23 protein-coding genes and 1 other RNA gene are annotated in these 23,731 nt (G+C 63.8%); 5 read left to right on the top strand and 19 right to left on the bottom strand.

What is annotated here, in order from left to right; all coding sequences use genetic code 11:
- Positions 1-20 precede the first annotated feature (20 nt).
- Positions 21-611, top strand: coding sequence for a helix-turn-helix domain-containing protein (locus LDO41_RS22135; protein WP_223992106.1), 591 nt, complete (start codon positions 21-23; stop codon positions 609-611).
- 49 nt (positions 612-660) lie between these two features.
- Here LDO41_RS22135 and rfaD read toward each other — a convergent pair whose 3' ends face one another.
- The 14 genes from rfaD to gyrA all read right to left on the bottom strand — a co-directional run bounded on the left by rfaD (position 661) and on the right by gyrA (position 17,028).
- Positions 661-1,668 carry an ADP-glyceromanno-heptose 6-epimerase gene (gene rfaD, locus LDO41_RS22130; RefSeq protein WP_223992060.1) on the bottom strand — a complete coding sequence of 336 codons (1,008 nt, stop codon included), beginning with the start codon at positions 1,666-1,668 and terminating at the stop codon, positions 661-663.
- 21 nt (positions 1,669-1,689) lie between these two features.
- Complete coding sequence (gene rfaE1, locus LDO41_RS22125) at positions 1,690-2,640, bottom strand: D-glycero-beta-D-manno-heptose-7-phosphate kinase (protein ID WP_223992059.1); 951 nt, start codon at positions 2,638-2,640, stop codon at positions 1,690-1,692.
- A 14-nt stretch (positions 2,641-2,654) separates the two neighbouring features.
- Entirely contained in the window at positions 2,655-4,031 is a 1,377-nt protein-coding gene (locus LDO41_RS22120; RefSeq protein WP_223992056.1) for a UDP-glucose dehydrogenase family protein, read from the bottom strand.
- Between the two features lie 42 nt (positions 4,032-4,073).
- Positions 4,074-5,267 (bottom strand): lipopolysaccharide assembly protein LapB, encoded by a 1,194-nt coding sequence (gene lapB, locus LDO41_RS22115; protein ID WP_223992054.1) that lies wholly within the window; start codon positions 5,265-5,267, stop codon positions 4,074-4,076.
- A gap of 3 nt (positions 5,268-5,270) precedes the next feature.
- Positions 5,271-5,618: a LapA family protein gene (locus tag LDO41_RS22110; protein ID WP_223992052.1), complete on the bottom strand. Its 348-nt coding sequence runs from the start codon at positions 5,616-5,618 to the stop codon at positions 5,271-5,273.
- 162 nt (positions 5,619-5,780) lie between these two features.
- On the bottom strand, positions 5,781-6,218 hold the full coding sequence (locus LDO41_RS22105) for an integration host factor subunit beta (protein ID WP_223992050.1): 438 nt from the start codon (positions 6,216-6,218) through the stop codon (positions 5,781-5,783).
- 30 nt (positions 6,219-6,248) lie between these two features.
- Entirely contained in the window at positions 6,249-7,943 is a 1,695-nt protein-coding gene (rpsA, locus tag LDO41_RS22100; protein WP_223992048.1) for a 30S ribosomal protein S1, read from the bottom strand.
- Positions 7,944-8,093: 150 nt separating this feature from the next.
- On the bottom strand, positions 8,094-8,768 hold the full coding sequence (cmk, locus tag LDO41_RS22095) for a (d)CMP kinase (RefSeq protein ID WP_223992046.1): 675 nt from the start codon (positions 8,766-8,768) through the stop codon (positions 8,094-8,096).
- Positions 8,769-8,829: 61 nt separating this feature from the next.
- Complete coding sequence (gene aroA / locus LDO41_RS22090) at positions 8,830-10,143, bottom strand: 3-phosphoshikimate 1-carboxyvinyltransferase (protein WP_223992044.1); 1,314 nt, start codon at positions 10,141-10,143, stop codon at positions 8,830-8,832.
- A 26-nt stretch (positions 10,144-10,169) separates the two neighbouring features.
- Positions 10,170-11,069, bottom strand: a complete 900-nt coding sequence (locus tag LDO41_RS22085; RefSeq protein WP_223992043.1) for a prephenate dehydrogenase — start codon at positions 11,067-11,069, stop codon at positions 10,170-10,172.
- Between the two features lie 48 nt (positions 11,070-11,117).
- A complete protein-coding gene (pheA, locus tag LDO41_RS22080; protein ID WP_223992042.1) occupies positions 11,118-12,260 on the bottom strand; it encodes a prephenate dehydratase in 1,143 nt (380 codons plus the stop codon).
- Positions 12,261-12,348: 88 nt separating this feature from the next.
- Positions 12,349-13,515, bottom strand: a complete 1,167-nt coding sequence (serC, locus tag LDO41_RS22075; RefSeq protein WP_223992041.1) for a 3-phosphoserine/phosphohydroxythreonine transaminase — start codon at positions 13,513-13,515, stop codon at positions 12,349-12,351.
- Between the two features lie 107 nt (positions 13,516-13,622).
- Entirely contained in the window at positions 13,623-14,207 is a 585-nt protein-coding gene (locus LDO41_RS22070; protein ID WP_223992040.1) for a DUF2059 domain-containing protein, read from the bottom strand.
- 82 nt (positions 14,208-14,289) lie between these two features.
- Positions 14,290-17,028, bottom strand: coding sequence for a DNA gyrase subunit A (gyrA, locus tag LDO41_RS22065; protein WP_223992039.1), 2,739 nt, complete (start codon positions 17,026-17,028; stop codon positions 14,290-14,292).
- Positions 17,029-17,462: 434 nt separating this feature from the next.
- Here gyrA and ompA point away from each other — a divergent pair, with 434 nt between their 5' ends.
- The 4 genes from ompA (at position 17,463) to ssrA (ending at position 20,088) form a co-directional block, all read left to right on the top strand.
- Positions 17,463-18,122 carry an outer membrane protein OmpA gene (ompA, locus tag LDO41_RS22060; RefSeq protein ID WP_223992038.1) on the top strand — a complete coding sequence of 220 codons (660 nt, stop codon included), beginning with the start codon at positions 17,463-17,465 and terminating at the stop codon, positions 18,120-18,122.
- 109 nt (positions 18,123-18,231) lie between these two features.
- Entirely contained in the window at positions 18,232-18,972 is a 741-nt protein-coding gene (ubiG, locus tag LDO41_RS22055) for a bifunctional 2-polyprenyl-6-hydroxyphenol methylase/3-demethylubiquinol 3-O-methyltransferase UbiG (RefSeq protein WP_223992037.1), read from the top strand.
- A 5-nt stretch (positions 18,973-18,977) separates the two neighbouring features.
- A complete protein-coding gene (gph, locus tag LDO41_RS22050; RefSeq protein WP_223992035.1) occupies positions 18,978-19,640 on the top strand; it encodes a phosphoglycolate phosphatase in 663 nt (220 codons plus the stop codon).
- A gap of 90 nt (positions 19,641-19,730) precedes the next feature.
- Positions 19,731-20,088: a transfer-messenger RNA gene (gene ssrA / locus LDO41_RS22045) on the top strand.
- Positions 20,089-20,211: 123 nt separating this feature from the next.
- On the opposite strand, the gene LDO41_RS22040 is transcribed toward ssrA, so the two are convergent.
- The 5 genes from LDO41_RS22040 to LDO41_RS22020 form a co-directional block, all read right to left on the bottom strand.
- Positions 20,212-20,874, bottom strand: a complete 663-nt coding sequence (locus tag LDO41_RS22040; RefSeq protein ID WP_223992031.1) for a DUF799 domain-containing protein — start codon at positions 20,872-20,874, stop codon at positions 20,212-20,214.
- A 13-nt stretch (positions 20,875-20,887) separates the two neighbouring features.
- Positions 20,888-21,328: a DUF4810 domain-containing protein gene (locus LDO41_RS22035; protein WP_223992029.1), complete on the bottom strand. Its 441-nt coding sequence runs from the start codon at positions 21,326-21,328 to the stop codon at positions 20,888-20,890.
- Positions 21,325-21,642, bottom strand: a complete 318-nt coding sequence (locus LDO41_RS22030) for a hypothetical protein (RefSeq protein ID WP_223992027.1) — start codon at positions 21,640-21,642, stop codon at positions 21,325-21,327. Before LDO41_RS22030 ends, LDO41_RS22035 begins: the two co-directional genes overlap by 4 nt.
- A gap of 45 nt (positions 21,643-21,687) precedes the next feature.
- Positions 21,688-22,653 carry a CsgG/HfaB family protein gene (locus tag LDO41_RS22025; RefSeq protein WP_223992025.1) on the bottom strand — a complete coding sequence of 322 codons (966 nt, stop codon included), beginning with the start codon at positions 22,651-22,653 and terminating at the stop codon, positions 21,688-21,690.
- A gap of 162 nt (positions 22,654-22,815) precedes the next feature.
- Positions 22,816-23,703: a LysR family transcriptional regulator gene (locus LDO41_RS22020; protein ID WP_223992023.1), complete on the bottom strand. Its 888-nt coding sequence runs from the start codon at positions 23,701-23,703 to the stop codon at positions 22,816-22,818.
- Between the last annotated feature and the right edge of the window lie 28 nt (positions 23,704-23,731).

Genomic DNA, 23,731 nt, shown 5'->3' with positions numbered 1-23,731 from the left:
ACGTACGTGCGGCCACGGGCTTGGCCAAGCGACGGCCACCCGCCCAGGCTGCGGCAACCACGCCGGGCCCCACCACAACGCTGGGACTGCGTCTGAAGCACGCGCGCCTCGTGGCCGGCCTTACGTTGCTGCAGATCGCGCGCAAGGCCGACTGCTCGGAAAGCCTGCTATCGAAACTCGAGCGCGGGCTCGCCACGCCGTCGCTCGCGATGCTGCATCGGCTCGCGGTCGCACTCGACACCAATATCGCCGCGCTCACCAGCGAGGAGGCACCGCTCGACAGCCCGATCCGCCGTGCCGGCGAGCGGCACGTGATTCGCGCCGGCGGTATCGCGCTGGAGCGGCTCGTGCTGCCGCAGCGCGGTGGCCTGTTGCAGGCCAATATCCATATCGTGTCGCCCGGCGAGGCGAGCGACGGGCAGATCGTGCATGCGGGAGAAGAAGTCGGCTACGTGCTGGAGGGCACGCTCGAGCTGATGCTCGGCGACGAGACTTACGAGATTGGGGCGGGCGACGCGTTCCACTTCCCGAGCCACGTCGCGCATGGGTATCGCAACGTGGGCACGGGCATCGCGCGCGTGCTGTGGGTCAATTCACCGGCAACCTTCTAACGATAGCGATATCGATGGCGATGACGATGGCGATTGCCGGAGAGTGCGATCAGGCCGCGCGCTCGACCAGCCACTTGCAATAGCGGGCCACGCCTTCCTGCACGGTCAGGAACGGTGCGTCGTAGCCGGCCGCGCGCAGGCGCGACACGTCGGACTGCGTGAAGCATTGGTACTTGCCGCGCAGCGCGTCGGGGAACTTGATGTACTCGACCAGACCTTCCTGCACCATGTCCTCGAGCGACAGAGGCGGCCTGTCGTCAGCTTCGCGCAGCGTATTGACGACCGTCTGCGCGATGTCGTTGAACGGCTGTGCCCGGCCCGTACCGAGATTGAAGATGCCCGACTTCTCCGGATGGTCGAGGAAGAACAGGTTGACCTTCACCACATCTTCGACCGAAACGAAGTCGCGGCTATGCATGCCAGGGCCATAGCCACCGTACTCGCCGAACAGCTTCACGATGCCTTCAGAGCGGAACTGGTTGAAGTTGTGGAACGCCACCGACGCCATGCGGCCCTTGTGCGCCTCGCGCGGACCGTACACGTTGAAGTAGCGGAAGCCCACAATCTGCGACAGCGACGACGCGCGCGCGGACGACAGTCGCCGGCGCACTACCTGATCGAACAGGAACTTCGAATACCCGTACACGTTCAGCGGCCGCTCGAACTCGCGATCCTCGCGGAACGTGGTCGAGGCACCGTACGTGGCCGCCGACGACGCGTACAGGAACTGCGTGGCCTGCTCCAGGCAGCTCTCCATCAGCGCCAGCGTGTAGCGGTAGTTGTTCTCCATCATGTAGCGGCCATCGGTCTCCATGGTGTCGGAGCACGCGCCCTCATGGAACACCGCGCGGACCTTGCCGAAGTCGCCCCGCGCAAAGCGCGCGAGAAACTCCTGCTTGTCCACGTAATCGGCAATCTCGCAGTCCACGAGGTTGTTGAACTTCTCCGCGCGCGTGAGGTTGTCCACGGCGATGATGTCATGTTCGCCGCGGTCGTTGAGACCCTTGACGAGGTTGCTGCCGATCAGGCCGGCGGCACCGGTGACGATGATGGTCATGATGAATACTGGTCTGGTGGCTCAGGCCGCGCCCGCGCCAAACAATTCTGGATAGGTGACAACCGCGGTACCGAGCTTGCCGACGACAATGCCGCCCGCGCGGTTGGCATGCTGTACGGCTTCCTTGAGCGTCACGCCCGCGCCGATCATCGTGGCCAGCGTGGCAATCACGGTATCGCCCGCACCCGATACATCATAGACTTCGCGCGCCTGCGCCGACACGTGCAGCACTTCGGCTTCGGTGTAGAGCGTCATGCCCTCCTCCGAACGCGTCAGCAGCAACGCTTCCAGCTGCAGCGAGCGCCGCAGGTTCTGCGCGCGGATGGTCAGATCGGCCTCGGTCTTCCATGCGCCCACCACCGCACGCATCTCGGCACGGTTCGGCGTGATCAGCGTGGCGCCGCGATAACGCGAATAGTCGTCGCCCTTGGGGTCAATCAGCACCGCGCGCCCGGCCGCCCGGCCAGCCTCGACCATACGGCCCACATGCGTGAGGCCGCCCTTGCCGTAGTCGGACAGCACCAGCACCTGATAGTCGTTCACCAGCGCCTGGAAGCGGTCCTGTACCGAAGCCAGCACCTCGGTCGCCGGAGCGTTCTCGAAATCAACGCGCAGCAGCTGCTGCTGATGCGCCACCACGCGCAGCTTGATCGTGGTGTTCAGCGTCGGATCGCGATGGAGATACGGCTGCACGTGGCTCTCCGCGAGCAGCGTCTCGAGCGTATGACCGGGCTCGTCGTCACCGATCACGCCCAGCATGCCCACCTTCGCGCCGAGAGCGGCCGCGTTGCGCGCCACATTGGCGGCACCGCCCAGGCGCTCCTCGCTGCGCTTGATCTGCACCACCGGCACCGGCGCCTCGGGCGAGATGCGGTCGACACTTCCGAACCAGTAACGGTCCAGCATCATGTCGCCGACCACCAGAACCTGGGCCTGCTGAATCTGTTCCTGCGGGATTTGGCTTCTGCTCATGCGATGTTCGCGTATCAGCGCGCCTGGTGGGTCGGACGCCCGATCGCGTGGTATTCGATGCCGGCCTGGACCATGGCATCGGGTTCATAAAGATTGCGGCCGTCGAAAATGACCGGCTCCTTGAGCTGGCTCCGGATCTGCGCGAAATCCGGGCTGCGGAACACCTTCCATTCGGTCACGATCACCAGTGCGTCGGCACCGTCGAGCGCATCCATCTGCTGCTGGCAGAAGTGTACGCGCGCCATGCCGCCTGGGATATCGGCCAGATCGTCTTCCAGCACGCGCCGTGCCTCTTCCATCGAGACCGGATCGTGCACGCGCAACCCCGCGCCGCGCGACACCAGCTCCCGCGCCAGCACGCGCGACGGCGCTTCGCGCATGTCGTCGGTATTGGGCTTGAAGGCGAGCCCCCACATCGCGAACGTGCGTCCGCTCAGATCCTCGCCAAACCGCGCCACCACCTTCTCGCCCAGCACGCGCTTCTGGCTGTCGTTGACGGCTTCCACGGCTTCCAGCACGCGCATCGGCTTGCCGTATGAGGACGCGGTACGCATCAGCGCCTGCACGTCCTTCGGGAAGCACGAGCCGCCATAACCGGCGCCCGCATACAGGAAGCTGTAGCCGATGCGCGGATCGGAACCGATGCCGAGCCGCACGAGTTCGATGTCGGCGCCAACTTCGTCCGCGAGGTTGGCCAGCTCGTTCATAAACGAGATACGCGTGGCCAGCATCGAGTTGGCCGCATACTTCGTGAACTCGGCCGACCGCACGTCCATATAGAACGTGCGCTCGTGGTTGCGGTTGAACGGCGAATAGAGCTGGCGCATGATCGCCTGCGCATGACGGCCCGCGGCATCGGCGTCGCAGCCGAGCACGATGCGGTCCGGCCGCATAAAGTCCTCGACGGCCGCGCCTTCCTTCAGGAACTCGGGGTTCGACACCACCGAGTACTGCAGGTCCTCGAGGCCACGCGCGGCCAACTCCTCGCGAATCACGGCGGCGACGCGATCGCCGGTGCCCACCGGCACGGTCGACTTGTCCACCACGACCTTGAAGCCGGTCATGTAACGGCCGATATTGCGCGCCGCGGCCAGCACGTATTGCAGGTCGGCCGAGCCGTCCTCGTCGGGCGGCGTGCCCACGGCGATGAACTGCACGTCGGCGTGTTCGACGCTGGCGGCCACGTCGGTCGAGAACGTCAGGCGTCCCGCCGCGCGGTTGCGCTCGATCAGTTCCTTGAGACCCGGCTCGTAGATCGGCACACCACCGTTGTTGAGCAGCGCGATCTTGCGCTCATCCACGTCGAGGCAGAACACCGAGTTGCCGAGTTCGGCGAGGCAGGCACCGGTCACCAGACCGACGTAACCGCTACCAATAATTGTGACTTTCATCGTAGAGACTCCAGAAGGCTAGTCGTGTTGTGCATGTAACGTTCAACCGAGCGCTTCGGTACGACGTGGTGCATAAGTTTCCCAGCGATTGCAGCCTGGGCACTGCCAGTAAAACAGCCGCGCGCGGAAACCGCATTCACGGCAGGTATAGCGTGCGAGATTGCGCGTGCGCGCCTGCAGCAGATCGCGGATCGCGGCGGTTTCCTGAGCTTCGGGCGCGGCGTCGGTCGCCTCACCCGCATCACCCTCGCTCTGCGCGGCCTGTGCCTCGAAATACTTGGTCAGGGCCAGCAACGTCGGCTGACGGCGCAACTGCTCGCGCATCAGCGTGGCGGCGGCCACCGGACCGTTCACCTCGAGCTCGGTGCGATACGCGGTATCGAGCAGTTCGGCGGCGAGGTTGCCCTGCAGCAGTTCGTGCAGCCACGCGAGCGCCTGGCCCTGTTCGTCGAGCGCGGCATACGCCTTGACCACGCGATCGGCCACCAGCGGCAGATACGAGGCATCCAGCTGCTCGATGCCGAGCCAGTGCGACAGCGCCCCGCGCGCATCGCCGGCCGCCATCGACACATCGCCCAGCAGGATCGGCGCGCGCACGTTCGCGGGATTCTCCTGCGTCGCCTTCTTCAACCATTCCACCGCATCTTCGGGACGCTTGCGCTGCAGGGCGTCCTGCGCGAGCTCGCAGCAGAACTGCGCGATCTGCACGCGATAGTCCTTCTGCTCCAGCGTCTGCAATTCACGCGCGGCGTCGATGGCCTTCTGCCATTCCTTCTCGACTTCGTACAATTCCAGCAGCACACGCTTGGCCGATGCCGCATATGGGCCCGACATCAGCCGGCGCAGCGATTCCTCGGCGCGATCGAGCAGACCGGCGCGCAGGAAGTCCTGCCCCAATTCAAAGAGTGCGTGCTCACGCTCCGGCTCCGGCAGATCGGGACGGGTGGCCAGATTCTGGTGCACACGGATCGCGCGCTCGGTCTCGCCGCGGCGGCGAAACAGCGCGCCCAGCGCGAAATGGAGCTCGGTGGTTTCCGGATCGAGACGCGCCACTTCGATAAACGCGTCGATCGCCTGATCCGGCTGCTCGTTGAGCAGGAAATTGAGGCCCTTGAAATAGGAGCGCGGCAACGCGCCCTGCTCGCTCAGCAGCTGACGCAGGTCGAAGCGCGCGGCCATCCATCCCAGGCCGAAGACAAGTGGCAGCGCCAGCAGCCACCAGGTTTCAAACATCATCGGTCAGACTCTCGGGCCGCTCGGGCCAATAACGTTGTAAGGGGGTACCTGCGCCTCCGGGGGCGGATTGCCACCGGGGCCGGACGGGCCGGCCGACGCCTTCGCGCGCGCGTCGTTCAGCGCGCGGCGCAGTCTCGCCACCTCCATGCGCTGGCGCATGAGCCCCGGCGCGATCGCCGCGAGCCCCGCGACGATGCCGAGGGCGAACGCAGCCAGCAGGATCAGGATCAACGGCGCATGCCATACCGCGCCAAAGAACAACTGAAGCGTGGCGTCGTCGGTATTGCGCAGCGCCAGCACGAACAGGAGGGCGAACAGGACGATACGAATGATCCAGGCGACTAGTCTCATGCAGTGGCAGCTTGCGGTTGGCAGTGCAGTTAGCGAACCCCGGCATTGTAGCGGAATCACTTCTCGCTAACGGTAACCGGCGGGGAACCAGAAAGTGCGGCACCAATGAAAAAACGCTCCCGAAGGAGCGCTTTTCATAGACAACTGGCATGCAGACGCGTGTCAGGACCGCGCCAGGTTCAGCTGGTTGTCCTCGTCGTGCGAGCCCGAGGGCAGACCCGAAGAAGACCCGGCAGTGTTCGTCACACCATTTGCCGCGGGGGTAGAACCACCAACCGACCCCAACGACTTGCCGTTCACGATGCCACCCTGTGGCGGCACCGGACGATCCACACGCTCCCGTAACTCCTTGCCCGCCTTGAAGTGCGGCACCCGTTTTTCAGGCACCAGCACCCGTTCGCCGGACTTGGGGTTGCGGCCCACGCGCGGCGGCCGCCGATTCAGACCAAAGCTGCCGAATCCGCGAATCTCGATACGATGGCCATCGGCCAACGCCTCGGACATCGCGTCGAGAATCGTTTTCACCGAGATGTCCGCATCCCGCAGCAATAACTGCGGAAAGCGGGCAGCCAGTTTTTCGACGAGCTCGGACTTGGTCATGGCGGTTCCGCGCGGGGTTCGGACCTGCGATTACTGGTTGTCCTGGCCGAGCTTGGCCTTCAGCAGTGCGCCGAGGTTGGTCGTGCCAGCCGTGCCGGTGTCAGCCTGGAACTTTTGCATCGCTTCTTGCTGCTCGACGTTGTCCTTGGCCTTGATCGACAGGTTGATGTTGCGGGCCTTGCGGTCCACGTTCACAACCAGAGCGGTGATCTGCTCGCCTTCCTTCAGCACGTTGCGGGCGTCTTCCACGCGGTCTGCGGAGATTTCCGAAGCGCGCAGGTAACCTTCCACGTCGTCAGCCAGCTGCACCACGGCGCCCTTCGGGTCCACGGTCTTGATCGTGCCTTGCACGAGCGAGCCCTTGTCGTTGGCCGAGATGAAGTTGTTGAACGGATCGCCCGACAGTTGCTTGATGCCCAGCGAGATACGTTCCTTGTCGACGTCGATGCCCAGAACCACGGCTTCCACTTCGTCGCCCTTCTTGTACTTGCGCACGGCTTCTTCGCCGGTTTCCTGCCACGACAGGTCCGACAGGTGCACCAGGCCGTCGATGCCGCCAGGCAGACCGATGAACACGCCGAAGTCGGTGATCGACTTGATCTGGCCGGCCAGCTTGTCGCCCTTCTTGTGGTTGCGGCTGAAATCGTCCCACGGGTTGGCCTTGCACTGCTTCATGCCCAGGCTGATACGACGCTTGTCTTCGTCGATATCCAGAACCATGACTTCGACTTCGTCGCCCAGTTGGACAACCTTGGACGGGGCCACGTTCTTGTTGGTCCAGTCCATTTCCGAAACGTGCACCAGACCCTCGATACCCGCTTCGATTTCGACGAATGCGCCGTAGTCGGTCAGGTTGGTCACCTTGCCGAACAGACGCGTGCCTTGCGGGTAACGACGCGAGATGCCCACCCACGGATCTTCGCCCAGCTGCTTCACGCCCAGCGAAACGCGGTTCTTCTCTTGGTCGAACTTGAGGATCTTGGCGGTGATTTCCTGACCAACCGACAGCACTTCGCTCGGGTGGCGGACACGGCGCCAGGCCAGGTCGGTGATGTGCAGCAGGCCGTCGATACCACCGAGGTCCACGAACGCGCCGTAGTCGGTGATGTTCTTGACGATACCGTTGACGATCGCGCCTTCCTTCAGCGTTTCCATCAGCTTCTGACGCTCTTCGCCCAGCGTGGCTTCCACCACGGCGCGGCGCGACAGCACGACGTTGTTACGCTTGCGGTCGAGCTTGATAACCTTGAATTCGAGGGTCTTGCCTTCGTACGGCGTGGTGTCCTTGATCGGACGCACGTCGACGAGCGAGCCCGGCAGGAATGCACGGATGCCATTGACCATCACGGTCAGGCCGCCCTTGACCTTGCCGGTCACGGTACCCGAGATGATTTCGCCGTCTTCCAGCGCCTTCTCGAGGTTGAGCCACGATGCCAGGCGCTTGGCCTTGTCGCGGGACAGAATGGTGTCGCCATAGCCGTTCTCGAGCGCATCGATGGCCACGGAGACATAGTCGCCGGCCTGCACTTCGAGTTCGCCCTGGTCGTTCAGGAACTCCTCCACCGGCACAAACGCCTCGGACTTGAGGCCGGCGTTCACGACCACGAAGTTGTGGTCGATGCGCACGACTTCGGCGGAGATCACTTCGCCCGCCTTCATGTTGGAGCGGGCGATCGATTCCTCGAACAGTGCGGCAAAAGATTCGTTGGATTGCAGGTCGGACATAAACGTAGGGTTTCAATCCGCAGTACACCGGCCGGCGCGTGAATCGCGCACAGTCTGCCAAATGCAGCGGGGTCAGGTGAATCAACATCCTTGCAGGGAAACACTTCCCAGCAAGGACACCAGCAGTACCGGCTAAAGCTTTTCAACCTGTCAAACCGTTACAGCACGGCTTGCGGCGTCGAACCATTCCAGTACCTGCGCGACTGACTGCTCCACCGTCATATCGGAGGTATCGAGCAATCGCGCATCCTCCGCGGGACGCAGTGGCGCGGCGGCACGGGAACGATCCCGCGCGTCGCGCGCCTCGAGGTCACGCAAAAGGTCTTCGATATTAGCAGAAATTCCCTTATCAATCAATTGTTTATAGCGCCTCCGGGCGCGCGCCTCGACACTTGCCGTCAGGAACACCTTGAGGCGGGCGTCCGGAAAGATCACCGTGCCCATGTCCCGACCGTCGGCCACGAGGCCCGGAAGTTTGCGAAAGTCGCGCTGCAACTGGGTCAGCGCGTCGCGCACGGGCTGATAGACGGCAATCGCGGAGGCGCGGTTGCCGATCGCCTCGGCGCGGATCGCATGGCTCACTTCCTCGCCGGACAGCCAGACCCGGTCCGGGCCGAACTTCACATCGAGGCGGGTGGCCATCTTCGCCAGCGCGCCGATATCGTCCTGCGCCACGCCGGCGCGGTCGCTCGCGAGCGCCACCAGGCGGTAGAGCGCGCCGCTGTCGAGCAGGTGGAAGCCGACGGCGTCGGCTACCTTATGCGCTACCGTGCCTTTGCCGGAAGCGGTTGGGCCATCTATTGTGATGACGTCGATAATAGTCATTAGTTATTAGCACCTTGAGCGAGGCGCTCCTTTCATGCGCCCCGACTCAATCAATGTATGCCTACCGTGCCACGTCGGCAAAGACGGAGAAATACTCGGGGAACGTTTTCGCCACGCAGCCCGGATCGTTGATCCGTACCGGCAGCGGGCCGAACGCGGCCAGCGAGAAGCACATCGCCACGCGATGGTCGTCGTAGGTGTCGATGCCGTCGGCCGGCGTGCGCCATGCCGCGGCGGAGGCCGGCGGCGTCACGCGCAGGTAATCGGCGCCCTCCTCCACTTCGGCGCCGAGCTTGCGCAGCTCGGTGGCCATGGCGGCGATGCGGTCGGTCTCCTTGACGCGCCAACTGGCGATATTGGTCAGCGTGGTGGTGCCCTCGGCGAACAGCGCGGCCACCGCGAGCGTCATGGCGGCGTCGGGAATGTGGTTGCAGTCGAGCTCGATGCCATTGAGGCGACCGTCGTCACGCTCGGTGCCACGCACCTCGATCCAGTTGTCGCCGGCCATCACATTGGCGCCCATGCGGTTCAGCGCGTCGGCAAAGCGCACGTCGCCCTGGATGCTCGAAATGCCCACACCCTCCACACGCAACGGACCGCCACCGATCGCACCGGCGGCGAGGAAGTACGACGCGGTCGAGGCGTCGCCCTCCACATAGATCTCGCCCGGCGAACGGTACTGCGCGCTGGCCGGCAGCACAAAACGCTCCCAGCCGTGCCGCTCGACATGGATGCCGAAGCGCGCGAGCAGGTTCAGCGTGATCTCGATATACGGCTTCGAGATCAGTTCGCCAATCACCTCGATCTCGATGTGGCCGCCCGGTGCCGAGGCCATCGGCAGCGTCATCAGCAGCGCGGTCAGGAACTGGCTCGAGACATCGCCGCGCACACGGATGGGGGCATCGATGCGCAAGGCTGCGGGACCAATCGCCAGCGGCGGGAAGCCTTCGGTGCCGAGGTAGTCGACCACCGCGCCGATCTGGCGCAGCCCATCAACCAGATCGCCGATCGGCCGCTCGTGCATGCGCGGCACGCCGCTCAGCTTGTAATGACCGCCCTGCAGCGCGAGCGCCGCGGTCAGCGGACGGATGGCGGTACCCGCGTTACCCATGAACAGGTCGGCCGACTTGTTCGGGAAAGCGCCACCGACGCCGGTCACGATGCAGTCGCCGCCCTCGCGGCGCCACGTCACGCCCAGTACGCGCAGCGCATCGAGCATGACGCGCGTGTCGTCGGAGTCCAGCAGATCGCGTACGCGCGTCTCGCCCGTCGCCAGCGCGGCCAGCAGCAGCACGCGATTGGAGATGCTTTTCGAGCCCGGCAGGCGCACCGTGCCGGCGGCACGGGTCAGGGGACCAAGCGTGAGGTGTTCCATGGTGTGCAAGCCTGAATAAACGAACCTCAGGGTTCGACGTTATGAGCGGACGCCCGCAGGGCGCCCCACTTGAGACGCGCATCGCTGGCGCGCGCGAACACACGCTCGAGCGCCGCGCCATCGCCGTCGCGGATCTGCTTGCGCAGATGACCGAGCACGGCCTCGTAAGTATCGAGCTCGCGCAGCAGCGCGTCCTTGTTGGCGATGCAGATATCGCGCCACATCTCGGGCGACGATCCCGCGATGCGCGTGAAGTCGCGAAACCCGCCACCGGCGAAATCGAGCTTCATCGCCGCATCCTCGGCGTTGGCCACCTGCGCCACCATCGCGAACGCGAGTACGTGCGGCAGATGGCTGACCGCGGCGAATACGGCATCGTGCTGCACGGCGGAGATCACGTGACAGTGCGCGCCCGTGGCTTCCCACATCGCACGCACCGCAGCCACGTCGGCGCGGCTGTTCTCCTGCAGCGGACACAGCATGACCTTCTTATCCAGATACAGGTCGTTGAGCGCGGCTTCCACGCCGCTGAGCTCGCGCCCCGCGATCGGGTGCGCGGGCACAAACTGCGCGACCTTGTCACCGAGCGCGGTCTTGGCCGCGATGATCACGTCGGACTTGGTGCTGCCCGCATCGGTCACGATAGTGCCGGGCTGCAGATGCGGCTCGAGCGCGTGCAGCAGCGCGAAGTTCTGCGCCACCGGCGCGCACAGCACGATCAGGCTCGCATCGCGCGCGGCCGCTTCGATCGACGTCGCGATCTCGTCGATCACGCCCAGTGCCTTCGCCCGCTCGAGCGAAGCCACGGAACGGCCAACGCCGACCACGGTACCGACCACGCCCGCACGCCTGAGCGAGAGCGCCAGCGAGCCGCCGATCAGGCCGACGCCGACGATGACAATACGGGGAAAATGCAGTGCGCTCACGAGTTCGGTCCGCCACGGCTAGAGTTGAAGACTGACATGCTGCGCCTCCTAGCGACTCGACGGATAGGAGCCAAGCACCTTCAGGTACGCGGCATTGCGGCGCAGTTCGTCGAGCGCGCGCACCACATCGGGGTCGTGCTGGTGTCCTTCCACGTCGACGTAGAAGTAGTACTCCCATGCGCCGCTGCGCGCGGGGCGCGACTCGAAGCGGCACATCGACACGCCGTTCTGCGCGAGCGGTGCCAGCAACTGATATACCGCGCCGGCCTTGTTGGGCACGGACAGAATCAGCGATGTCTGATCGCTGCCGGAAGGCTCGGTCTCGTAGCGGCCGATCACCGCGAAGCGCGTGCGGTTGTTGGGATCGTCCTGAATATGCTTGCGCACCACATGCAGGTGGTAGCGATTGGCCGCCGCCTCCGACGCAATCGCCGCCACGGTCGGATCCTCGCTGGCCATGCGCGCGGCCTCGGCATTGCTCGACACCGGCTGGCGCTCGAGGTGCGGATAGTTCGCGGTGAGCCAGTGCTGGCACTGCGCCAGCGCCTGCGGGTGCGCGCGAACCACCTTCACGCCCTGCAGATCGGGCGTGGAGGCCATCAGGTTGTGATGCACCTTGATCGCGATCTCGCCGCTGATCTTGAGCGAGGTCTGCAGGAACAGGTCCAGCGTGCGCGACACCGCGCCCTCGGTGGAATTCTCCACCGGCACCACGCCGTACTCGACCGTACCGGCTTCCACCGCGCGGAACACCTCGTCGATGCTCGGGCACGGCACGCCGGTCACCTCGTGGCCGAAATGCGCGTACAGCGCCTGCTCGGAGAACGTGCCGGCCGGGCCGAGGAACGCAATCTCCAGCGGCTTTTCAAGGCCGCGGCAGGCGGACATGATCTCGCGCCAGATCGATCCCACGCTCTCGCCCAGCAGCGGGCCGGGGTTGGCACCCTGCACCTTGCGCACCACCTGCAACTCGCGCTCGGGGCGGAAGATCGGCGCGCCGTACTTCTTCTTGACCTCGCCCACGTCGAGCGCGAGCTGCGCGCGGCGGTTGAGCAACGCAAGCAGTTCGCGATCGACGGCATCGATCTGGCCGCGCAGCGGCGCGAGGTCAGCCGACAGCGCGCGTTCCTGCTCGCTCGGTCCTGCCCCGCCCGGTTGTGCGTTGGCGTCTGGCTTGTTTTCGCTTGTCATGATGAAAACCTGGACGGCCATGCGCAAGGCATGGCCGGTGGGATGAATCGGGCGGAATTCGGTCGCCCTTCGTGCCTGAACGTCTTGCTCAGGCGGACGTGCGTTCGAACTCGCGCATGAATTCGATCAGCGCGGTCACGCCTTCCAGCGGCATCGCGTTATAGATGCTCGCGCGCATGCCACCCACGGACTTGTGGCCCTTGAGCTGCACCAGGCCATTCGCGCGCGCCTGGGTCAGAAACGCTTCGTTGCGCGCTTCGTCGCGCAGGATGAACGGTACGTTCATGCGCGAGCGGCAGGCCGGATCGATATCGTTACGGTAGAACTCGCTCTGGTCGAGGTAGTCGTACAGCGCGGTCGCCTTGGCGATGTTCTGCCGCTCGATCGCGGCCACGCCGCCCTGACGCTTGAGCCATTGGAACACAAGCCCCGCGATGTAGATCGCGTAAGTGGGCGGCGTGTTGTACATCGAATTGTTGTCGGCAACGATGCGCCAGTCGAATGCGGAAGGGCAGTGCCGATGCGCAAAACCGAGCAGGTCCTCGCGCACGATCACGAAGGTCACGCCGGCGGGGCCGATGTTCTTCTGCGCGCCGCCGTAGACCACCTGCACGCGCGACCAGTCGATCGGGCGCGACAGGATGTGGCTCGACGCATCGGCCACCACGATACGGCCCTTGTCGTGCGTACCGGTCTGGCCGACATCGGGGATTTCGTGAAACTCCACGCCGCCGATGGTTTCGTTCGTGCACAGATGCAGGTACGCCGCATCGTCCGACAGGTCCCACTTCGCCACGTCCGGAATGTAGCGATAGTTGCGATCCGCGCTGGTCGCCGCGATATGCGTCGCGCCGTAACGGCGCGCTTCCAGTTCCGTCTTGACCGACCACAGGCCCGTCATGACGAGGTCCACCTTCGGCTGTTCGGCGTTGACGCGACCGATCAGGTTCAGTGGCACGATGGCGTTCTCGCCAATCGCCCCGCCCTGCAGAAACAGCACCCGGAAATTGTCGGGGATGTTCAGCAGCTCGCGGAAGTCCGACAGCGCTCCGTTGTGGATGCTTTCGAATTCCTTGCTGCGGTGGCTCATTTCCATGACCGACACGCCCTTGCCCTGCCATGACAGCATTTCCTCGGCTGCCTGCTGCAGCACCTCGGCGGGCAGCGCCGCGGGACCCGGGGAAAAGTTGTACACGCGCTCGGCCAATGCTCGCTGCACGTTGCCGGCAAGGGCGGGATTCTGTGGATCGTTCATGGGAGGGAGAAAGGAAAAATGGCTGCCGGATGGAACCAGGCAGCCATTATCCCTCAAACACGCACGCAGTTGGACTGCGTCCGATGCCGATCCGCTATCGAAGCCGATTACTTCGAGGCGGCGGTGATTTCCTTCTCGGCGGCGTCGCGCATCGACTTGCCGACCTGCGGGCCGTACTTCTGCATCATCGAACCCCAGATTTCCTGCGTCGCCTTGCCTTGGTTGGCCATGAACTTCTGGCCGGTCGGCGACTTCAGGAACGTCGTCAGATCCTTGATTTCCTGCGTCGAGTAGTACTTGCCGAACGCGTCGTAGTGCGCCTTCAGGGCGTCCTGCTTGAACGCGTCGGTCGAGAACTGCGAACCGGCGCCATCAACCATGCGTTGCACCGCGCCGTTCTTCTTCAGCTTCTCGACGGCAGCCTGCTTCTTCTTGTCGTCGAGCGTCTTGTTCTCTACCAGCACCTGCTCCAGCACGAGCGGCGCTTCCTGCTTGGCGCCGGCCTGCCAGTTCTCGGCCTGACCCTTGACGGCCTGGTCGGCTTGCATGACGGTCAGCAGTTCCTTGATGGCTGCAGTCTTGTCCTTGTCAGCGCCAGCACCGCTGGCGTCCTGCGCATGGGCCGCTTGCGCAACCATCAGCGTCGGAACGAAAGCAGCCAGAACAGCGATACGTCGATACGTTTTGAACATTATGACTCCCTGGAAAATATGTCCCATTAGTCCGGCGGCCCTCGGGGTGAGTTCCGGTCCGCCGGTCCACTGTTTCATCTGATTACGATTCGGCGCTCGCGTCGGGGGCGGCGGCTGATCCATCGACGGCACCATCGGTACCGCCTTCGACTCCACCGTCGACCGCGTCAACGTCATCCACGCCACCGTTGTCGGCATCGCTTTCCACGATGCGCTGGAGGCCGGACAGGCGCGTGCCTTCATCCACGTTGATCAGCGTCACGCCTTGCGTGGCGCGACCCATTTCACGGATCTCCGCCACACGCGTGCGAATCAGCACGCCGCCGGTGGTGATCAGCATGATCTCGTCTTCCGGCGACACCAGTGCGGCAGCCACCACACGGCCATTGCGCTCGCTGGTCTGGATCGCAATCATGCCCTTGGTGCCACGGCCGTGTCGAGTGTACTCGGCGATCGGCGTACGCTTGCCGTAGCCGTTCTCCGTTGCGGTCAGCACGCTGCCAATGGTCGCAACGCTCGCGACTGGCGTGCCTTCCGTACCTGGCGTGGCTTCGGCACCTTCGACAACCTCGGCATTCTCGGCGGGCGCCACGAGCATCGCGATGACCGTCTGGCCTTCGTCGAGGTTCATGCCGCGCACGCCACGCGCCTGACGACCCATCGGACGCACATCGTTTTCGTCAAAACGCACGGCCTTGCCCGCATCCGAGAACAGCATCACGTCGTGCTGGCCATCGGTCACGGCGGCACCGATCAGGTAGTCGCCCTCGTCGAGGTCGACCGCGATGATGCCGGCCTTGCGCGGATTCGAGAACTCGGTCAGCGCGGTCTTCTTGACGGTGCCGCGCGCGGTCGCCATGAAGATGAAGTGCTCGGCGTCGAACTGGCGTACCGGCAGGATCACGTTGATCTTCTCGCCCTCGGAGAGCGGGAACATGTTCACGATCGGGCGGCCACGCGCATTGCGCGTGCCCTGCGGCACTTCATACACCTTGAGCCAATACAGACGGCCGCGGTTCGAGAAGCACAGGATGTAGTCGTGCGTGTTGGCGACGAACAGCGTGTCGATCCAGTCGTCTTCCTTGGTCGCCGTCGCGAGCTTGCCGCGACCGCCGCGCTTCTGCGCGCGATACTCGGAAATCGGCTGGCTCTTCATGTAGCCGCTGTGCGACAGCGTCACCACCATGTCCTGCGGCGTGATCAGATCTTCGGTATCGAGTTCGGTTGCGTTGAGCTCGATCTCCGAACGACGTGCGTCCCCAAACTCGGCGCGGATCGCCGTCAGCTCGTCGGAAATGATCGTGGTGATACGTTCCGGCCGCGCGAGGATATCGAGCAGATCGGCGATCACCGCCATCACTTCGCGATATTCCTGGACGATCTTGTCCTGCTCGAGCCCGGTGAGGCGTTGCAGGCGCATCTGCAGGATTTCCTGCGCCTGGCCGTCGGAAAGACGATAAAGGCCGTCGGACTGCATGCCGAACAGCGCGGGCAGACCGTCCGGGCGGTACGACGCACGGCCGCCGGCCGTCTCGCCTTCGGCGCGCGACAGCATCTCGCGCACGAGGCTCGAGTCCCACGACTTGACCATCAACTCCTGCTTGGCGATCGGCGGGGTCGGCGCGGCCTTGATGATCGCGATGAACTCGTCGATATTGGCCAGCGCCACGGCCAGACCTTCCAGCACGTGACCGCGTTCGCGCGCCTTGCGCAGCTCGAACACGGTACGGCGCGTCACCACCTCGCGGCGATGCGACAGGAACGCATCCAGCATCTGGCGCAGGTTCAGCAGGCGCGGCTGGCCGTCGACCAGCGCCACCATGTTCATGCCGAACGTGTCCTGCAGCTGCGTATTCTTATAGAGGTTGTTGAGCACCACCTCCGGCACTTCGTTGCGCTTGAGCTCGACCACCACGCGCATGCCCGACTTGTCGGACTCGTCGCGGATGTCGGAGATGCCCTCGACCTTCTTTTCGGTGACGAGTTCGGCAATGCGCTCGAGCAGCGTGCGCTTGTTCACCTGATACGGCAGCTCGTCGACGATGATCGCCTGACGCTGACCGCGATCGATGTCCTCGAAGTGTGTCTTGGCGCGCATCACCACGCGGCCGCGACCGGTGCGATAGCCTTCGCGCACGCCCTGAATACCGTAGATGATGCCGGCCGTCGGAAAATCGGGCGCGGGCACGATCTCGATCAGTTCGTCGATCGTCGCGGCGGGATTGCGCAGCAGATGCAGACAGGCATCCACGACTTCATTGAGGTTATGCGGCGGGATATTGGTCGCCATACCGACCGCAATACCCGACGAACCATTGATCAGCAAATTCGGAATGCGCGCGGGCAGAATACCGGGCTCTTTTTCCGAACCGTCATAGTTCGGCTCGAAATCCACGGTTTCCTTGTCGATATCGAGCAGCATTTCATGCGCGATCTTCGACAGTCGGATTTCCGTATAACGCATGGCCGCGGCGTTATCACCGTCGACCGAACCGAAATTGCCCTGGCCATCGACCAGCATGTAACGCAGAGAGAAATTCTGCGCCATACGGACAATGGTGTCATAAACAGCAGTGTCGCCGTGCGGGTGATACTTACCGATCACATCACCGACGATACGCGCGGACTTCTTATACGCGCGATTCCAATCGTTATTGAGCTCATGCATCGCATAGAGCACGCGTCGGTGTACTGGTTTCAGGCCGTCCCTGACATCGGGCAACGCGCGCCCGACGATAACGCTCATCGCGTAATCCAGGTACGAGCGGCGCATTTCCTCTTCCAGCGATACCGGAAGAGTTTCTTTGGCGAATTGATCCATTGCGGCGTGGTTATGCGGCAGGTTTAAGCGAAAGATGCCCGATTCCCGCCCGGCCTACGAGGGCCCGACGAGGGATGGGCAACGCGCCATTCTATCACGCGCGAACACCCCTTCCCGACCCCCTTCCGTAGCCTCGCCAGTACCCTTTCGTCATGTCACCCCCATCGCCGGCAAGCCAGACGGGACAAGGGTTTGCGGGTATCGCAAGTGTGATGTTGCACAAACACCACAGGCCCAAAACGCCGTGGTTGAATCGAATATATTTACTTCTTAGGAAACGAGCCTTGTGGCACAATTCCCCAGCGAAGAGCCAGACGTTGTTCGAAGTGGAGCATCCGCCACATCGAGAATGTTATACTCCGAAGAATGTATGTCTTGTTTTCGTCCATTTGCTCGCAGTAACCCTGCGGTGATCTCATCCTGAGAGGAGAAATATGAAAAAATTTGCCAAGCTCGCGCTCGTTGCAGCTACCGCAGTAATGGCTGCATCCGCTCAAGCCCAATCCGTTCCCTACGAAAAGAAGGCAGTGAACGACAACTGGGGCAACGGTACGAGCGAGTACGTGTGGAAGAACGGCACGAACGAGCTCTGCTGGCGCGACAGCTCCTGGACCCCGGCTACGGCAAACGCCCTGTGCGATGGCGCTCTGGCTCCGGCCGCAGCACCGGCACCGGTCGCTCCGGTGGCTCCGGCAGCACCGGTGGTGTCGAGCGAGAAGGTCACCTTCGCCGCTGACACGCTGTTCGACTTCGACAAGGCTGTCCTGAAGCCCGAAGGCAAGGCCAAGCTGGACGATCTGGTCTCGAAGCTGCAAGGCATCACCCTCGAAGTGATCATCGCCGTTGGCCACACCGACTCGTTCGGTTCGGACCGCTACAACGATCGCCTGTCGATCCGTCGCGCCGAATCCGTCAAGGCTTACCTGGTAAGCAAGGGCGTGGAAGCCAACCGCGTGTACACCGAAGGCAAGGGCAAGCGTCAGCTGAAGGTCGATCCGAAGTCGTGCAAGGGCAGCCGTACCGCCCAGATCGCCTGCCAGCAACCGAACCGCCGCGTGGAAGTGGAAGTGGTCGGTACCCGCAGCGCTCGTTAATCGGATTTTCTCCGATGACAAAGCCCAACGCGAGTTGGGCGAGAAAAGCCCAGCGCGAGCTGGGCTTTTTTTTTGGTACAGTTGCCGCACGCCTTTTCTCCCAGACCCGATGTCGCCTTCGTCCATCGCTACCCCCTCCTCTCATGCCTCCGGCCGCAATGCGGATCCGAAGGAGATCGACAAGTTCAGCGAGCTCGCGCACCGCTGGTGGGATCCGAACAGCGAGTTCAAGCCGCTGCATGAACTGAACCCCCTGCGCCTGGGCTGGATCGACGGCATTGCGCGTCTGGCCGGCAAACAGGTAATCGACGTAGGCTGCGGTGGCGGCATCCTGTCGGAGAGCATGGCGCGCACTGGCGCCACGGTGCGTGGCATCGACCTGTCGACAAAGGCGCTCAAGGTGGCCGACCTCCACAGCCTGGAGTCCGGTGTGGCGGTTACGTACGAGGAGATTCCCGTCGAGGATCTTGCCGCGCGCATCCCCGCCAGCGTCGATGTGGTGACCTGCATGGAGATGCTCGAGCATGTCCCCGATCCGGCATCGATCGTGCGCGCGTGCGCGACACTCGTGAAGCCCGGCGGCCATGTGTTCTTCTCGACCATCAACCGCAACCTGAAGGCGTACGGCCTGGCCATCCTCGGCGCCGAGTACGTGCTGAACATGCTGCCGCGCGGCACGCACGACTATGACAAGTTCATCACGCCGTCCGAACTCGCGCGCTTTGCCCGCAACGTCGGGCTCGAGCTCGTCGAGATGCGCGGCATGACCTATAACCCGCTGACGCAGGTGTACGCGCTCGGCAACGATACCGACGTGAACTACATGATGGCGTTCCGTCGTCAGGGCTGATGCGCATGCGATCGTTCGACGCTGTCTTTTTCGACCTCGATGGCACGCTGGCCGACACCGCGCCGGATCTTGCGGCGGCTGCCAACCGGCTCGTGGTCGAGCACGGCTATCCGCCGGTGCCGTATGAAACGCTGCGCCCGGTGGCCTCGCATGGCGCACGTGGCCTGATTGGCGCCGCGTTCGGCAAGCGCCCCGAAGATCCCGAGTTTCCCGCGCTGCGCGACACCTTCCTGAACTATTACGAAGCGGACATCGCGGTGCATACGCGGCTGTTCGACGGCATGGGCGACGTGCTGGCGCGCCTCGAGGCCGCCGACATCCGCTGGGGCATCGTCACCAACAAGATCGCGCGCTTCACGGTGCCGCTGGTCGCGAAGATCGGCCTGACGCCACGTGCGTCGGCCATCGTGAGCGGCGATACCACACCGCATGCGAAGCCCCACCCCGCCCCGCTGCTGCACGCGGCCGAGGTCAGTGGCGTGACGCCGCGGCGATGCGTGTACGTCGGCGACGACCTGCGCGACATCCAGGCCGGCAAGGCCGCTGGCATGATCACGGTGACCGCCGCCTATCGCTACTGCGGCGAAGGCGCGCCGCCCGAGACCTGGGGCGCGGATCATCTGATCCATCATCCGAGCGAGCTGATCTCGGTACTCGCACTTTCCTGAAATCGAGGCCGGTTGGGTGTTCCGGGCTTGAATCGGCCGGGGATGTCCACACATACGGAACCGAAGCGGGTACAATCCGTCTTCTTTACTGGGGCCGACCTGGTTTCGACGTGGGTTGCGAAGCAGTGAGGGCATACCGAGGACCCGTCACCTCGTTAATCAATGGGAATGCAATAACTGCTAACGACGAACGTTACGCACTGGCAGCCTAAGGGCCGCCGTCCTCGCACTGGCTCGCTGACGGGCTAGGGTCGCAAGACTACGCGAGGTCATTTACGTCAGATAAGCTTTGGGAATGTCACGGGCCTAAAGACGAAAACTTAGTGAATCGCCGTCGTAGAGCGTGTTCGTCCGCGATGCGCCGGTTAAATCAAATGACAGAACTAAGTATGTAGAACTTTCTGTGGAGGGCTTGCGGACGCGGGTTCGATTCCCGCCGGCTCCACCAGATATTGTTTTCAGCTTCCCCAGGCTGAAAATAGAATGAAGCAGTAGAATCAAGCAGCACCCGAAGTAACAAAAACCCCAGAAACGATTAGTTTCTGGGGTTTTTTATTGTCGCTTTATCGGCTTAGAAATCCGCCTTGTCCTGACCGTACATACCGTCGTACGGACCGGCCGGCAGGCCCTGCCCCTTCAGGCTCACCGCGCCGGCGTTGGCCTGCTGCGCGAGCGGGATGTAATTGGGCTTGGCTTTTTCCACCGCGGCGATCACCGCGGCGGCGATCAGGCCGGCGATACCGCCGCCCCCATTGTTCTGCGGGGTATAGGCCAGCGTCTGATGACGCGTCCACAGCGTCGAACCGTCCTTCGCGCTCTTGAGCGTGTAGTCGAGCTCGACCGTCGTCGTGGTCTGGATGACCAGATACTTCGAGTCCCAGCGATCGATGCGGACGTACATGACCGCGTCCGCGCCGAACAGCTTCGCGATGACCGTCGGATCGTTACTGTGCACGAGGTCCGCATCCGACAGACCTTCGTCTTCCATCAGACGCTTGGTCAGATGAACCGGGAACACGTAGTAGCCGCGTTCCGCGATCGGACGCGAGATCGTGGACAGGAAGTAGTCCGGCGCGTCGACATCCACGCTGCGGTTGACCACCGGCACGACCAGAATCGAGCGCGGCGGATCGGCGCGGAACGCGGTGTAGTCGGAATGCTTGGGCACCGGTGCGCAGGCCGCCATGACAGCGGCGGCCGCGAGCACGGCGAGAGTCTTGAGAGAACGCATCATGTCCTGGCTCCCGTTACTTGGTCGTGGCGGCGTCGGCCGCCGGCTGCGTCGCGCTGGCTTGCTTGGCAGGCGCGTCGGGACGCGGCTTGCCGCTGTCCTGGGTGTTGGCGAGCGCAACCATGCGCGTCATCAGCACTGTCGACTCGGGCCAGGCCGCCTTTTCCTTCTCGAAGAAGACAATGGCGTCCTTGCGCTTGCCCTGCTCGAGCAGGATGTTGCCGTACTCGGCGTACATGCCCGGCGGCACCTTGCCGTTATGGGCTTCCGCGGTGGTGATGACCTTGTTCAGCTGTTCGCCGAACGCGTCCGCCGCGCCCGGCGTCTTGTAGTACGAATACAGCGCCGGCTCGTACGAGCCCCAGGCGTACTTCGTCTGCGGCGCGCAGGCACTCAGCGCGAGCGCGCCAGCGATGGCGACCGACATCGCGGCACCGGATTTGAGCAGCTTGATCATGGTTGTCCTCCTGCGGAGACTTCGATATTCACGGACTCGCCGCCCGAGGCGAAAATGCTGCGTGTTACCAGCGCCTGGCTACCGAGGCGCACTTCCACGCGGTGGGGACCCTCTTCGATCTTGACCACGGTATTCACGCCATCGAAGCTTGCGGCGGGCCCCATGGCCACGCCGTCGACGAACAGCACCGCCTGTTGCGGTGCGCCGGTCACGCGCAGGGTCGGGCGGCCCTGGCCGCTCTGTGTACTGGAGGTGGGTAGCGCGCAGCCGTACAGCGCCAGCATCGCGGCTGCCATGCAAAGGATTGTCTTCATCGGATTTTGAGTGGGTAGGCCTGACGCTTCCGTCGCTTCCATCGCTTACTCGGCGACGAACAGATTGGTCGTATTGCCGCGCGGCAGCGTGCCGGAGACGAGTTCCGCGACCGAACCTTCGTTGGTCTCGCTGTCACCGAACGACGACACCACCTTGAGTTGCGCCACCGGACGCGCGGGCAGCGCGATCTGGAAGCCGGATTGCGCGCTCTTCACCTGCTCGCCCTGCGCATACACACGCAGCGCGTCGCCCGCGCGAATGCCCTGACGGCTGCCGCCCGAGATGTAGACGGTGCTGCCATCGGCCTTGAGGATGTCCGTCTTCCACTGGCGCTCTTCGAGCTTGGTCATCAGGCGGCCCAGCACATCGGAGATTGCGGCCGCGATGGCCTTGTCGTTGAGCGTACCGTCGTAGTCGGCCTTGCTGCCGAAGCCGGCCACCTGGCCCGATTCGGTCTCGGCGTCGCCGGCACCGCTAGCGGAGAAGAACACGTGGCCGGTCTTCACATCGACGAGGCGCACTTCCACCTTGGCATGCGCAGTCTGGATCTTGGTCGCGCTCAGGAAGCCGCTCTTGCCGGTGGTCGCGCGGCCGAATTCGGTCACGGAGCCCACGATCAGCGTATCGACGCCGACGAGCTGGCTATCGCCCGTCAGTTGCTGCTCGGCGGCGACCTTGGCCAGATCGGGACGCTCGAACACGAGGAAACGCTTCGACGCCACCAGGCGGCTCGCGAGAATATCGCTGGCCTGCTTGCCGAGCGGATCGAGGTTCTGATCCGTGAGGAACGTGCGACCGTAGCGCGTCTCGTTGGAGAACCGGCCAATCGCCAGCTTGCGCTTCAGTTGCCGTACCGGCGGCAGGGTCGCCGCCTCCTGGGCCGCCACCTGCTGCTGGCGCGGCGCCTGGGCTTCCACCACCTGCGGTGGCGTCGTCACCGTGGCGCAACCCGTCAATGCCAGCGCAATGCCGAGCGGCATCGCACCCTTGAATCCCGTCATCTTCAACATCAACCCCTCCCGTCTTTCTCTTGTTGGAGAACGAAGCGCAGGAGTATTGAAAAAATTACCTTCTTTGCGAATCGTTCTTTGCCGGAATTATCGACATTTTAAGAAATGACTTAAGAGTACTTTCGCCCCCACTTGCGAGGGATGGACGAAGTGGCCCCTTCTTCACCTCGCCTGTAACCGCTGTGCCAGCCATTGGGCAAACACGCGGACACGGGCGGATAGTTGGCGGTTCTGGGGGTAGAGCACGGAGACCGGCATTGGCGGTGGCGGGTTGGCCGAGAGGACTTCGCATAGCTGCCCTTCCGCCAGTTCCTGCGTGATGCGATAGCGCGGCACCTGGATCAGGCCGAGGCCGGAGACCGCGGCGCCGGTGTAGAGGTCGGCGCCGGTGACGGCGATTCTGGCGTCCAGGTGGCGCTCGACGATTTCCTTGCCGATCGTGAAGTCGAGACTGGCGGGGCGGCCCGTGGCACTGGAGAGATAGCTCACCATCTGATGGGACGCGAGGTCGTCGAGCGTTTGCGGAACGCCGTGCGCTTTCAGGTAGGCGGGGCTGGCCACCGTGACCTGCGGCATCAGCGCGACCTGGCGGCCGATCAGCGATGAATCGCGCAATACCCCGGCACGCAGCACGCAGTCGATCCCTTCGCGCACGAGGTCGACGAGGCGATCGTCCTCGCTCACACGCAGCGTGATGTCCGGATACCGATTCATGAATTCGCCCAGCGCGGGCATGACGAAATGCCGCGCCAGCGTGCCCTGCAGGTTCACGCGCAGCAGCCCCTTGGGCGGCGCATCGCGGAACGCGCTCTCGGTTTCCTCGAGGTCGGTCAGCAGGCGCACGCAGCGGTAGTAGTACGCCTCGCCGTCGTGCGTCAGCCGCACCTGACGCGTGGTGCGCTCCAGCAGGCGGACACCGATACGTTGCTCCAGCCGCTTGATCAGATTGGTCACCGTCGCCCGCGGGATCTGCAGATCCTCGGCGGCCAGCGAGAAGCTGTGCCGGTCGGCGATGCGGACAAACACCTGCATTTCCTTGAAACGGTCCATGGAACGTGGCGCTGCCTTCGCGCTGGAT

Source organism: Cupriavidus pampae (assembly GCF_914271485.1).
GTDB classification, from domain to species: Bacteria; Pseudomonadota; Gammaproteobacteria; order Burkholderiales; family Burkholderiaceae; genus Cupriavidus; species Cupriavidus pampae.
Note: the sequence above shows the minus strand (reverse complement) of the source record. Positions and strands in the feature narration are given on the sequence as shown.

Coding starts and splice junctions, on each gene's coding strand:
- rfaD (WP_223992060.1), bottom strand. CDS start 1,668: ATGACCATCATCGTCACCGGTGCCGCCGGCCTGATCGGCAGCAACCTC.
- rfaE1 (WP_223992059.1), bottom strand. CDS start 2,640: ATGAGCAGAAGCCAAATCCCGCAGGAACAGATTCAGCAGGCCCAGGTT.
- LDO41_RS22120 (WP_223992056.1), bottom strand. CDS start 4,031: ATGAAAGTCACAATTATTGGTAGCGGTTACGTCGGTCTGGTGACCGGT.
- lapB (WP_223992054.1), bottom strand. CDS start 5,267: ATGATGTTTGAAACCTGGTGGCTGCTGGCGCTGCCACTTGTCTTCGGC.
- LDO41_RS22110 (WP_223992052.1), bottom strand. CDS start 5,618: ATGAGACTAGTCGCCTGGATCATTCGTATCGTCCTGTTCGCCCTCCTG.
- LDO41_RS22105 (WP_223992050.1), bottom strand. CDS start 6,218: ATGACCAAGTCCGAGCTCGTCGAAAAACTGGCTGCCCGCTTTCCGCAG.
- rpsA (WP_223992048.1), bottom strand. CDS start 7,943: ATGTCCGACCTGCAATCCAACGAATCTTTTGCCGCACTGTTCGAGGAA.
- cmk (WP_223992046.1), bottom strand. CDS start 8,768: ATGACTATTATCGACGTCATCACAATAGATGGCCCAACCGCTTCCGGC.
- aroA (WP_223992044.1), bottom strand. CDS start 10,143: ATGGAACACCTCACGCTTGGTCCCCTGACCCGTGCCGCCGGCACGGTG.
- pheA (WP_223992042.1), bottom strand. CDS start 12,260: ATGACAAGCGAAAACAAGCCAGACGCCAACGCACAACCGGGCGGGGCA.
- serC (WP_223992041.1), bottom strand. CDS start 13,515: ATGAACGATCCACAGAATCCCGCCCTTGCCGGCAACGTGCAGCGAGCA.
- LDO41_RS22070 (WP_223992040.1), bottom strand. CDS start 14,207: ATGTTCAAAACGTATCGACGTATCGCTGTTCTGGCTGCTTTCGTTCCG.
- gyrA (WP_223992039.1), bottom strand. CDS start 17,028: ATGGATCAATTCGCCAAAGAAACTCTTCCGGTATCGCTGGAAGAGGAA.
- ompA (WP_223992038.1), top strand. CDS start 17,463: ATGAAAAAATTTGCCAAGCTCGCGCTCGTTGCAGCTACCGCAGTAATG.
- ubiG (WP_223992037.1), top strand. CDS start 18,232: ATGTCGCCTTCGTCCATCGCTACCCCCTCCTCTCATGCCTCCGGCCGC.
- gph (WP_223992035.1), top strand. CDS start 18,978: ATGCGATCGTTCGACGCTGTCTTTTTCGACCTCGATGGCACGCTGGCC.
- LDO41_RS22040 (WP_223992031.1), bottom strand. CDS start 20,874: ATGATGCGTTCTCTCAAGACTCTCGCCGTGCTCGCGGCCGCCGCTGTC.
- LDO41_RS22035 (WP_223992029.1), bottom strand. CDS start 21,328: ATGATCAAGCTGCTCAAATCCGGTGCCGCGATGTCGGTCGCCATCGCT.
- LDO41_RS22030 (WP_223992027.1), bottom strand. CDS start 21,642: ATGAAGACAATCCTTTGCATGGCAGCCGCGATGCTGGCGCTGTACGGC.
- LDO41_RS22025 (WP_223992025.1), bottom strand. CDS start 22,653: ATGTTGAAGATGACGGGATTCAAGGGTGCGATGCCGCTCGGCATTGCG.
- LDO41_RS22020 (WP_223992023.1), bottom strand. CDS start 23,703: ATGGACCGTTTCAAGGAAATGCAGGTGTTTGTCCGCATCGCCGACCGG.